This is a genomic window from Halomonas sp. TA22 (assembly GCF_013009075.1).
GTDB lineage: Bacteria > Pseudomonadota > Gammaproteobacteria > Pseudomonadales > Halomonadaceae > TA22.
The window spans coordinates 2,421,397-2,432,836 of the sequence record NZ_CP053108.1; the positions used below are offsets into that span (position 1 = coordinate 2,421,397).

General features: G+C 64.5%; 10 protein-coding genes. 9 read left to right on the forward strand and 1 reads right to left on the reverse strand.

Annotated elements, in window-relative coordinates; genetic code table 11:
• The first annotated feature begins 14 nt into the window (after positions 1–14).
• Positions 15–458 carry a ferric iron uptake transcriptional regulator gene (fur, locus tag HJD22_RS11335; protein ID WP_208655149.1) on the forward strand — a complete coding sequence of 148 codons (444 nt, stop codon included), beginning with the start codon at positions 15–17 and terminating at the stop codon, positions 456–458.
• 100 nt (positions 459–558) lie between these two features.
• On the opposite strand, the gene recN is transcribed toward fur, so the two are convergent.
• Positions 559–2,232, reverse strand: a complete 1,674-nt coding sequence (gene recN / locus HJD22_RS11340) for a DNA repair protein RecN (protein ID WP_208655148.1) — start codon at positions 2,230–2,232, stop codon at positions 559–561.
• 230 nt (positions 2,233–2,462) lie between these two features.
• Between recN and grpE the strand changes: the two genes are divergently transcribed.
• The 8 genes from grpE to carA all read left to right on the forward strand — a co-directional run bounded on the left by grpE (position 2,463) and on the right by carA (position 11,417).
• Positions 2,463–3,092: a nucleotide exchange factor GrpE gene (gene grpE / locus HJD22_RS11345; RefSeq protein WP_208655147.1), complete on the forward strand. Its 630-nt coding sequence runs from the start codon at positions 2,463–2,465 to the stop codon at positions 3,090–3,092.
• A gap of 134 nt (positions 3,093–3,226) precedes the next feature.
• Positions 3,227–5,149, forward strand: a complete 1,923-nt coding sequence (dnaK, locus tag HJD22_RS11350; protein ID WP_208655146.1) for a molecular chaperone DnaK — start codon at positions 3,227–3,229, stop codon at positions 5,147–5,149.
• Between the two features lie 91 nt (positions 5,150–5,240).
• Positions 5,241–6,392 carry a molecular chaperone DnaJ gene (gene dnaJ / locus HJD22_RS11355; protein WP_208655145.1) on the forward strand — a complete coding sequence of 384 codons (1,152 nt, stop codon included), beginning with the start codon at positions 5,241–5,243 and terminating at the stop codon, positions 6,390–6,392.
• A gap of 198 nt (positions 6,393–6,590) precedes the next feature.
• Positions 6,591–7,832 (forward strand): FAD-binding oxidoreductase, encoded by a 1,242-nt coding sequence (locus tag HJD22_RS11360; RefSeq protein WP_208655144.1) that lies wholly within the window; start codon positions 6,591–6,593, stop codon positions 7,830–7,832.
• 43 nt (positions 7,833–7,875) lie between these two features.
• Positions 7,876–8,157, forward strand: coding sequence for a DUF2218 domain-containing protein (locus tag HJD22_RS11365; RefSeq protein ID WP_208655143.1), 282 nt, complete (start codon positions 7,876–7,878; stop codon positions 8,155–8,157).
• Positions 8,154–9,062, forward strand: a complete 909-nt coding sequence (locus tag HJD22_RS11370) for a DMT family transporter (protein WP_208655142.1) — start codon at positions 8,154–8,156, stop codon at positions 9,060–9,062. The genes HJD22_RS11365 and HJD22_RS11370 overlap by 4 nt, the downstream gene beginning before the upstream one ends.
• Before the next feature lie 83 nt (positions 9,063–9,145).
• Entirely contained in the window at positions 9,146–9,952 is an 807-nt protein-coding gene (dapB, locus tag HJD22_RS11375; RefSeq protein ID WP_208655141.1) for a 4-hydroxy-tetrahydrodipicolinate reductase, read from the forward strand.
• A gap of 319 nt (positions 9,953–10,271) precedes the next feature.
• A complete protein-coding gene (carA, locus tag HJD22_RS11380) occupies positions 10,272–11,417 on the forward strand; it encodes a glutamine-hydrolyzing carbamoyl-phosphate synthase small subunit (protein WP_208655140.1) in 1,146 nt (381 codons plus the stop codon).
• Positions 11,418–11,440: the final 23 nt, after the last annotated feature.

Consider the following 11,440-nt stretch of genomic DNA (forward strand, 5'->3'; position numbering starts at 1 on the left):
TGCGAAGAGCAACCATGGCCGATCAGAACCATGAACTGCGCAAGGCGGGTCTGAAGGTGACCTTGCCTCGCGTCAAGATACTCCAGATCCTCGAGAACGCGCCTGGACAGCACCATCTTAGTGCTGAAGATGTATATAAGTCCCTGCTCGATGCAGGCGAAGACGTCGGCCTTGCCACGGTTTATCGAGTGCTTACCCAATTCGAGTCGGCTGGTCTGGTAATCCGCCACAATTTCGATGGTGGTCATGCACTGTTCGAGTTGACGCAGGAGGAGCACCACGATCACATGGTGTGTCTCGAAAGTGGCGAGATCATTGAATTCTTCGATGAGACCATCGAGCGTCGTCAGCAGGAGATTGCCGAAGAGCACGGCTTCGAACTCGTCGATCATGCCTTGGTACTCTATGTACGCCCCAAGGGTTCCAAGGCGACACGCCAGGAAAGCATCAAGAAATAAAATCATTCGTATTCAAAAAAACGTTCGTACGCAGCATCAGACATCATGCGAAAACGCCGGCCTCGGGCCGGCGTTTTCGTTTGTGCTGAGTGAAGGGAAGCTAGTGCCGGGCGCCTTGGCTGGCATCGAGCATCTCGCGGGCATGTGCCAGGGTCCGTTGCGAAAGCTTGACGCCGCCCAACATGCGCGCTAGCTCGCGGACACGTCCGGCCCCGTCCAGAATCATCATCTGGGTCAGGGTGGCGTCCGCCTCGACCTGCTTCTCGATATGCAGATGCTGATGCGCCTGGGCGGCTACCTGAGGCAGGTGGGTGACGGTCATCACCTGGCCGGCCGCGCCGAGACGTTTGAGCAGCTGGCCGACGATCTCGGCGGTGGCGCCGGAGATACCCACGTCGACTTCGTCGAAGACCAGAGTGGGGATGGTCGAGTGATTCGCCGCCACCACCTGAATGGCCAGGCTGATGCGTGACAGCTCGCCACCTGAGGCGACCTTGCTCAATGGCCTGGGCGGCTGGCCGGGGTTGGCACTGATCAGGAAGCATGCGCTATCCAGCCCCTCCGGAGCGGGTGTGTCGCGCGCCTCCACCGCGACCTTGAACGTCGCCTTGCCCATCGCCAGAAAAGCGAGTTGCTCTTGCACTTCGCTGGCCAAGCGATCGGCAGCCTGACGGCGTGTCTCACCGATAGCGCGCGCCTTCTCCCGCCAGGCGTCGCGCAGCGTCTCGACCTCGGCGCGCAGCGATTCGAGATCGTGCTCCCCCCCCTCCAGGTCGGCCAGTTCCGCTTGCAGGCGCTGGTGCAGATCGGTGAGCTCCTCGGGCATCAGATGATGTTTGCGTGCGATGCGATGCACTTCGCTCAGGCGCTCCTCGACCCAGGCCAGCCGCTCGGGGTCGAGTTCGGTGGTGTCGACAAAGCGCTGCAGCTCGCGGCTCGCCTCTTCGATCTGGATGCGTGCCTCATTGAACATGGTCAGCGCATCGCCGAGGCTGCCTCGGCCGCTGCCGGGCTGGTTGCTCAGGCGCGTGACGGCCTGAGTCAGCAGGCTCAGGGCGCCACCGTCGTCGTTGTCGCAGCACTCCACGGCGAACTGCGCCTCGCGAAGCGTCTCCTCGGCATGTGCCAGGCGCTCCTGCTCCTCTTCGAGTGCGGCAAGCTCGCCCTCGGCGAGTGCCAGCTGGTCGAGCTCCTCGACCTGATAGCGCAGTAACTGACGGCGGGCCTGGATTTCGTCGCCATCCTCGGCCAGGCGCTTGAGCTGTCGCCGCTTGGTGTGCCACTGGCGGTAGATGGCTGTCAGCTCGTCAACCGCCGCACTATGGCCCGCGAAGTCGTCGAGCAGGCGCAGGTGGGTCTCCTCGCGCAGCAGTGCCTGATGGGCATGCTGGCCATGGATCTCGATGAGATGTTCGCCCAAGGACTTGAGGTCGGCGATGGTGGCCGGTTGCCCGTTGATCCAGGCCTTCGAGCGTCCGGAGGCGGTGATCACCCGGCGCAGCAAGCAGTCATCATAGGGCAGCTCGCGCGCCTCGAGCCAGGCGCGGGCCTCGGGTAAGGCGGCGATGTCAAAGCGTGCCGAAAGGTCGGTGCGCTCGCTGCCATGGCGAACGCTGCCGGCATCGGCACGCTCGCCCAGGCACAGGCCCAGTGCGCCGAGCAGGATGGATTTGCCCGCGCCGGTCTCTCCGGTAATGGCGGTCATGCCTCCCTGGAGTTCCAGGTCGAGGCTATCGACGATGGCGTAATCGCGAATCGCAAGTTGTACCAGCATGGCCGCCTCCCTCTCTATATACCGTGGCCCCACATCGATGTGTCGCCAGCGTCCCTGGCGCTCTGTGCGTTTATACAGTAGTCGATGCGTGCCGACAATGCTCGCCCGCTGTCGTCGATGCGGTGCCTTGAGTTCGCAGGGAGTACCCCCATATAGGCGGATAATTCGCTACCTCATGCGATTGAATGCCAAGGCGGCCGTAGGCCGTCGTTCGATGTCAGGAGATGACCATGGCCAAAGAACCCCAGACGCCGTTGGATGACGAAATGGAGCGCGCCGCCGAAACTCAGCCGGTAGAGGGCGAGGTGCTGGATGCCGACGATGCGGCAGAGGCGCTCGAGCAGGACGATGTGGAGATCGATCCGGCCACAGACGCGTCGGCCGATGTCGATGGCGACGCGTTGTATGCGCGCGTCGAGGAGCTCGAGCAGAGCGTGGCCGAGGCCAAGGACCAGGCGCTGCGCGCCGCCGCCGAGGCGCAGAACGTGCGTCGGCGGGCCGAGCAGGAAGCCGACAAGGCGCGCAAGTTCGCATTGGAGAAGTTCGTCAAGGAGCTGCTGCCGGTGGTCGACAGCCTGGAGAAGGCCCTTGAGACCATGGCGGATGGCGCCAGCGACGTGCATCGCGAGGGGGTGTCGATGACCCTCAAGCTGCAGCTCGATGTGCTGAACAAGTTCGGTGTCGAGGCCGTGGAGCCGCATGGCGAACCGTTCGACCCGCAGTTTCACGAAGCGATGGCCATGGTGCCCAACCCCGAGCTTGAGCCCAACACCGTCATGGACGTGATGCAGAAGGGCTACCTGCTCAACGGTCGCCTGGTGCGTCCGGCGATGGTAGTGGTCAGCCAGGCGGCGGGCTGAGACGCGCAAATTGGGTGCCGGCTCTTGAAAAGCGCACAGCGGCCCCCAGATAAACGACAACTCCGCGGCGTAGGCCGCAGAACATGACTTCAGATCAGTTAGATCAGAGCCAAGCAACGAATTGAGGATTTCCTATGGGACGCATCATCGGTATTGACCTGGGGACAACCAACTCCTGTGTCGCCGTTCTCGACGGCGATAGCGCCAAAGTGATCGAGAACGCCGAAGGTGGCCGCACCACGCCGTCCATCATTGCCTACACCGATGATGGCGAGACGCTGGTGGGTCAGGCTGCCAAGCGCCAGGCAGTCACCAACCCGCAAAACACCCTGTACGCGATCAAGCGCCTGATCGGCCGTCGCTTCAAGGACGACGTCGTCCAAAAGGACATCAAGATGGTGCCCTACAAGATTGCCGAGGCCGACAATGGCGACGCCTGGGTGGAAGTGAAGGGCAAGAAGCTGGCACCGCCGCAGGTCAGCGCGGAAGTGCTGAAGAAGATGAAGAAGACCGCCGAGGATTACCTGGGTGAGGAAGTGACCGAGGCGGTGATCACCGTGCCGGCCTACTTCAACGACAGCCAGCGCCAGGCGACCAAGGATGCCGGGCGTATCGCCGGCCTCGAGGTCAAGCGCATCATCAACGAGCCGACCGCGGCGGCATTGGCCTACGGCATGGACAAGGCGCGCGGCGACAAGACCATCGCGGTGTACGACCTGGGCGGCGGTACCTTCGATATCTCGATCATCGAAGTGGCCGATGTCGACGGCGAGACGCAGTTCGAGGTGCTGGCCACCAACGGCGACACCTTCCTGGGTGGCGAAGACTTCGACATGCACCTGATCAACTACCTGGTCGATCAGTTCAAGGCGGACAGCGGCATCGATCTCTCCGGCGACAACCTGGCCATGCAGCGCCTCAAGGAAGCCGCTGAGAAGGCCAAGATCGAGCTCTCGAGCGCCCAGCAGACCGACGTCAACCTGCCATACATCACGGCCGACAACACCGGGCCGAAGCACCTCAACGTCAAGGTGACCCGTGCCAAGCTGGAGTCGCTGGTGGAGGAGCTGGTACAGCGCTCGCTCGGTCCGTGCAAGACCGCACTGGCCGACGCGGGTCTCTCCGCCTCCGAGATCGACGACGTGATCCTGGTCGGCGGTCAGACGCGCATGCCGATGGTGCAGAAGAAGGTGGCTGACTTCTTCGGCAAGGAAGCGCGCAAGGACGTCAACCCGGATGAGGCGGTGGCCGTGGGTGCCGCGATCCAGGGCGGCGTGCTGGGCGGCGACGTGAAGGACGTGCTGCTGCTCGACGTCACCCCGCTGACGCTGGGCATCGAGACTCTGGGTGGCGTGATGACGCCGTTGATCGAGAAGAACTCGACCATCCCGACCAAGAAGACCCAGACCTTCTCGACCGCGGATGACAATCAGACGGCCGTGACCATTCACGTGCTGCAGGGCGAGCGCAAGCAGTCCAGCGGCAACAAGTCCCTGGGCCGCTTCGATCTCAGCGACATTCCGCCGGCACCGCGCGGCGTGCCGCAGATCGAGGTCGCCTTCGACATCGACGCCAACGGTATCCTCAACGTCTCCGCCAAGGACAAGGCGACCGGCAAGGAGCAGTCGATCGTGATCAAGGCCTCCAGCGGGCTGTCGGATGATGAGATCGACCAGATGGTGCGCGACGCCGAGGCGCATGCCGACGAGGACAAGAAGTTCGAGGAGCTCGTGGCGCTGCGCAACCAGGCCGACGGCATGATCCACGCCGCGCGCAAGACCCTTACCGAGGCCGGCGACAAGGCTAGCGAAGAGGACAAGCAGGCCATCGAAACGGCGGCAAGCGAGCTGGAGGAGGCGCTCAAGGGCGACGACCCGCAGGCGATCCAGTCCAAGCTGGATGCCCTGACCGAAGCCTCCGGACAGCTGGCTCAGAAGATGTACGCCGAGCAGGCCGAAGGCGTCCAGCCGGGCGGCGGCGATACCGGCGAGAAGAAGGAAGATGACGTGGTCGACGCCGAGTACGAAGAAGTCAACGACGACCAGAAAAAGCAGTAACCACGACATCTGCACCACGGATGACGCCAGCGCGGGGGCCTGACTCCCGCGTTGGTGTTTCCGCGGTGTCGCTAGGGAGGCGGACAGACCCATGTCCAAACGTGACTATTATGAGGTGCTCGGCGTCGAGCGCGGGGCCGATCAGAAAGAGATCAAGAAGGCCTATCGACGCCTGGCCCAGAAATTCCATCCGGACCGTAACCCGGATGACGACACGGCGGCGGAGAAGTTTCGCGAGGTCTCCGAGGCCTATGAAGTCCTGATCGATGGCGAGAAGCGCGCGGCCTACGACCAGTTCGGTCATGCCGGCGTCGATGGCCAGGGGGGCGGCTTCGGTGCCGGTGGCTTCGGCGGTGGTGCCGGAGCCGGCGGATTCAGCGACATCTTCGGCGATGTGTTCGGTGATATCTTCGGCGGTGCCGGTGGCGGGCGTCGCAACCCGAACGCCCCGGCGCGCGGCTCCGATTTGCGCTACAACCTCGAACTCGATCTCGAGGATGCCGTGGCCGGTACCAACGTCGACATACGCGTACCGCGTCATGTGGACTGCGGCCGCTGTGACGGCGAGGGTGCCGAGCCGGGCTCTACCAAGGAGACCTGCCCGACCTGTGCCGGCCATGGCCAGGTGCGCATGCAGCAGGGCTTCTTCGCCGTGCAGCAGACCTGCCCGACCTGCCACGGCAGCGGTCAGCACATCAAGGTGCCGTGTCACAAGTGCAATGGCGAAGGGCGCGTGCGCGAGACGCGTACCCTGTCGGTGAAAATTCCGGCGGGCGTCGATACCGGCGATCGCATTCGTCTCAACGGCGAGGGCGAGTCCGGCATGAACGGCGGCCCGGCCGGGGATCTCTACGTGCAGGTGGCGATCAAGCCGCACCACATCTTCCAGCGCGACGGCCGCCACCTGCAGTGCGAGGTGCCGATCAACTTCGTCGACGCCGCTCTCGGGGGCGAGCTCGAGGTGCCGACGCTGGATGGTCGGGTCAAGCTCAAGATCCCGCCCGAGACCCAGACCGGCAAGCTGTTCCGGCTGCGTGGCAAGGGCGTCAAGCCGGTACGTGGCGGCCCGGCCGGCGACCTGCTGTGCAAGGTGGTGCTGGAGACGCCGGTCAAGCTCAGTGAGGAGCAGAAGGAGCTGCTGCGCAGGTTCCAGGAGAGCCTGGGCGAGAGCAACAGCCACTCACCGAAGAAGAGCGGCTTCTTCGATGGCGTGAAGAAGTTCTTCGAGGACATGAAGCCGTAAGGCCACTGTTGTCCGCCTTGGCCCAGCCCCGTCACTTCCGAGTGGCGGGGTCTGTTTTTGCCTGGTAGCACGCCATGGCTTGGCTATTCGGCTGGGCCGTAAAATGTTGTTATGCTAATTGCTAATGAGTAGTCCCTTCATCTGGTACGGCGCGGTGTCAGCAGGTAACGCCTGGTGTGCCCCGTAAGGACAGACAGCATGGCACGCGAAATTCTCGTCCTGGGTGCCGGCATGGTCGGTACCTCCATCGCCTTTCATCTGGCTCGTCGCGGACACTCGGTCACCCTGGTCGATCGTCGCCCACCGGGAGAGGAGACTTCCTTCGGCAATGCCGGCATCATCCAGCGCGAGGCGGTGCAGCCGCACGCCTTTCCGCGCGACATGACCACCCTGCTGCAGGTGCTGCCCAACCGGCGTATCGATATCCGCTATCACCCCAGGGGCATGCTGGCGGCGGCGGGTCCGCTGTTCCAGTACTGGCGACACTCGGCGCCCGGCCGCTATGCCGATATCGTCCCCGAGTATGCCTCGCTGATCATGCGCTGCACCGACGAGCACCAGCAGATGATCGAGGCGGCAGGCGCCGAGGCGCTGGTGCGTCGCGAGGGTTGGCTCGAGGTCTTTCGCACCCAGCGCGTGTTCGATGCGGTGCTCGACGAGGCGAAGCGCAACCAGCAGCGTTTCGGTGTCAGCTACGAGATGCTGGACCGCGCGGCGCTCAAGGCCAAGGAGCCGCACCTCGCCGACGCGCTGCTCGGTGCCATCCACTGGACCAACAGCTGGACGGTGATCGACCCAGGCGCCTTGGTGCAGGCTTACGCACGTGCCTTCGAGGCCGAGGGTGGACGCTTCGAGCAGGCCGAGGTCACGTCCGTGGAGCAGGCCGGCAGCGGCTGGCGCCTGACCACGCCAAGTGGCACCCTCGAGGCACAGTCGCTGGTGCTGGCGACAGGTCCCTGGGCGCACGACGCGCTGAAGCCGCTGGGCTATCGCCTGCCGATGTTTCCCAAGCGCGGTTATCACATGCACTACACGATGCGCGAGCCGGCCAGGCTCAGCCACTGGGTGATGGACTACGAGTCGGGGTATCTGCTGGCACCGATGCGCGCCGGTATCCGGCTGACCACGGGGGCCGAGTTGACCACCCTCGAAGGGGAGGCGCGCCATGGCCAGTTGGAGGCCGCCGAGCGAGTGGCGCGCCAGCTGTTGCCGCTGGGCGAGCGGCGCGACCCCGAGCCGTGGCGCGGCAATCGCCCCTGCATGCCGGACATGAAGCCGGTGATCGGCCCTGCGCCCCGGCACCCCGGGCTCTGGTTCGCCTTCGGCCATGGCCACCAGGGGTTTACCCTGGGACCTGTCACCGGGCGCCTGATCGGCGAGATGATCGATGGCGAGTCACCCTGTGTCGATGTGGCGCCATTTCGCGCCGAACGCTTCTGACGGCCGTAGCCGATCGATAACTCACGAATGAACTGGAGGAGCAATGCCCACTACCCGCGCCGAGATCGCCACCCCCTCCGGGGCCAAGTTGATCCATCGCCTGTGCAAGCACTGGGCCCACAAGCTGAAGGTCGAACATGAGGGTGCCTACGGGCGGGTCGAATTCGATAAAGGCGTGTGCCTGATGACGGCCGAGGAGGAGCAGCTGAACGTCGTCATCGAGGCCTCGGACGAGGCGAGCCTGACGCGTTTGGAGGAGGTGGCCGCCAGCCATCTCGAGCGCATGGCGAACCAGGAGACGCTGGAGATCGTCTGGCACCGATGAGCGCTTCCTCTTCGCCGCGGCGTGCCCATCTCGGCATGCTGCTGTGGGCCCTCCTGGTGGGATTCTCCTATCCGGCGGTGGGCTTGATCGGCGAGGCACTGCCGCCGATGCTGCTCACCGCACTGCGCTTCGCGATCGCCTCGCTTGCGTTGTGGCCGCTGGCGCGGGGCGCTCGCGAAGGCTGGCCGGGGTGGCGCACGTTGTCGCTCTATGCGCTGATGGGGCTGTGTCTGGCGGGGTTCTTTGCCGCCATGTTCTGGGCGGCGCATCGTGCCACGGCGGTCTCCATGGCCACGTTGTTCGTCAGTGTGCCGCTGCTGGCGTTCACGCTGGGCCTGGGGGCGCGGGTGGAACGCCTCGCCTGGCGATTGCCCTCGATCCTGACGCTGGGGGCTGTCGGTGCGCTGGGGCTGGCCTGGGCGGAATCGCGAGACAGTGCGGGTGGGCTTCAGTTCGGCACGGGCGAGGCGGTATTCTTTCTCGGCTGTGTCTCCTCGGCGCTCTATCCGGTACTCAGCAAATGGGGCATGGCCAATGGCTGGCTCTCCCGCTCCGCCTCGGTGCGTACGTTCTGGAGCCTTTCCCTGGGCGGAGTGCTGGTCGGCATCGCCGGGCTCGTGCTCGAACCAGTCTCGGCACTGCTTGCCATGACCGTCCAGGATCTGCTGGTGGTGGCCTATCTGGGGCTCTTCTCCAGTGCCATGACCTTCTGGCTGCAGCAGCGCGCTACCGCCATACTGACGCCGGGCGGGGTCACCGCCTACAGTTACCTGGTGCCCTTCGTGTCGATGCTGGTGCTGTTCCTCCAGCAGCCCGATCAGATTGGCTGGCGATGGTTGCCGGGTAGCCTGCTGGTGGTGCTGGCCATCGTCCTGCTGCTGCGTTCCGAGCGTCACACGGACTGATATCTGCCAGAGCGACTCATCCAAACCTGGCGCCTGTCGCTTATACTGGCGCCCTTCGCCCACTACCCTAAACAGGAGTCCGCATGACCCGTATCGCCATTGTCGGCGTGGCCGGCCGCATGGGCCGCAATCTTGTCGCTGCCGTCGAGCAGGACCCCGACGCCCGACTTGCTGGAGGCACCGTCAAGCCGGGCAGCACACTGGCCGGGGCCGATATCGGCGAGCTCTCCGGCATGGGCAGGCTTGGCATCGTCGCGGCGGAGTCGCTGCAAGCGATCGGCGACGACTTCGACGTGCTGATCGACTTCACCTCTCCCCAGGTGACGCTCGCCAACCTGGCGTTCTGCGCCGAGCACGGCAAGCGCATCGTGATTGGTACCACCGGCCTGAACGAGGCCGAGCTCGCCGAGCTCGACGGCTACCACGACCGGGTGGCGATGGTGTTTGCGCCGAACATGAGCGTGGGCGTCAATCTGACCCTCAGGCTGCTCGAGACCGCCGCCAAGGCGTTGGGCGACGAGGGCTACGATATCGAGGTGGTCGAGGCGCACCATCGCCACAAGGTCGATGCCCCCTCCGGGACGGCGCTCAAGATGGGCGAAGTGGTCGCCGAGTCGCTGGGCCGTACCCTGAAGGAGCATGGCGTTTTCGCCCGCGAGGGGCAGTGCGGTCCGCGTTCGGCGCACGAGATCGGTTTCGCCACCGTACGTGCCGGCGATATCGTCGGCGAGCATACGGTGATGTTCGCCACCGAAGGCGAGCGCATCGAGATCACCCACAAGGCATCGAGCCGCATGACCTTTGCCCGCGGCGCGGTGCGCGCGGCGCGCTGGGTGGCCGAGCAGCAGGCAGGACACTACGACATGCAGGATGTGCTGGGCCTGAAGTGACCAGGCCGGGTTGGGCTGGAGGAGGCGTTCGGCGGGCCGCATCTGCAATGGCGGGCATCTGGGGTAGCCGTGACGGGCGGAATCCTGTAACATTCCAAAAATTTTGGCCGGGCGCCGGATGAAGAGTCTGCATCAGCGCTTGTTGAATCGGCCCACAGGCAGTTTGGCAATCACAACAAGCGGGATGAAACCGATCTATTTCGGGTTTCGTCCCGCTTTTTTACGAGTCAAGCGCCGGTGTGGCCGGGCCCGCCAGATGAACCCTCTGATGAATCAGCAGTCTCGTCAGACGATCATACGAGTATGGGAGGAAGTTGCATTGAACAGACCCGCGATACTGGCCTTGGAAGATGGCAGCGTGTTTCACGGCACCGCTATCGGCGCCGATGGGCAAACCAGCGGTGAGGTGGTGTTCAATACGGCCATGACGGGGTACCAGGAGATTCTCACTGATCTCTCCTATACCCGACAGATCGTTACGCTGACCTATCCGCATATCGGCAATACCGGCATCAACCCCGAGGACAGCGAGTACGACCGCATTGCCGTCGCCGGCCTGGTGATCCGCGACCTGCCGCTGATGGCCAGCAACTTCCGCAGCGAGCGGCGCCTGGATGACTATCTCAAGAGCCAGAAGATTCTCGGTATCGCCGATATCGACACGCGCCGGCTGACCCGCCTCCTGCGAGACAAGGGCGCGCAGAACGGCGCGATACTTGCCGGCCCCGAGGCCGAGGGCGACGATGCCGTGGAGCGCGCCCTGGCCGCGGCCCGCGCATTCCCCGGGCTCAAGGGCATGGACCTCGCCAAGGAGGTTTCCTGCAAGGAGGCCTACGAGTGGAGCGAGGGCGAGTGGGAGCTGGGCAAGGGCAATGTCGATACGGGCGGCAGCGAGCGCCCCTACCACGTGGTGGTCTACGACTACGGCATCAAGTACAACATCCTGCGCATGCTCGCCTCGCGCGGCTGCCGGATCACGGTGGTGCCAGCACAGACGCCGGCAGGTGAAGTGTTGGCGATGCAGGCCGACGGTATCGTACTGGCCAATGGCCCCGGCGATCCCGCGCCCTGCGACTACGCGATCAAGGCGATTCGCGAGATTCTCGAGACCGATACGCCGCTGTTCGGCATCTGTCTCGGGCATCAGCTGCTGGCGCTGGCTGCCGGTGCCAAGACGGTGAAGATGAACCATGGCCACCATGGGGCCAACCATCCGGTACTCGATATCGATACCGGGCGCGTGCTGATCACCAGCCAGAACCACGGCTTCGCCGCCGACGAGACCAGTCTGCCGGCCAACGTGCGCGCCACCCACCGCTCGCTGTTCGACGGCACGCTGCAGGGTATCGAGCTGACCGATCGGCCCGCTTTCAGCTTCCAGGGGCACCCGGAAGCGAGCCCCGGGCCACACGATCTGGCGCCGCTGTTCGATCGTTTCGTCAGCATGATGACCGCGCGCCGTTGAGCGTGCCGAGTCTCCGATTGCGT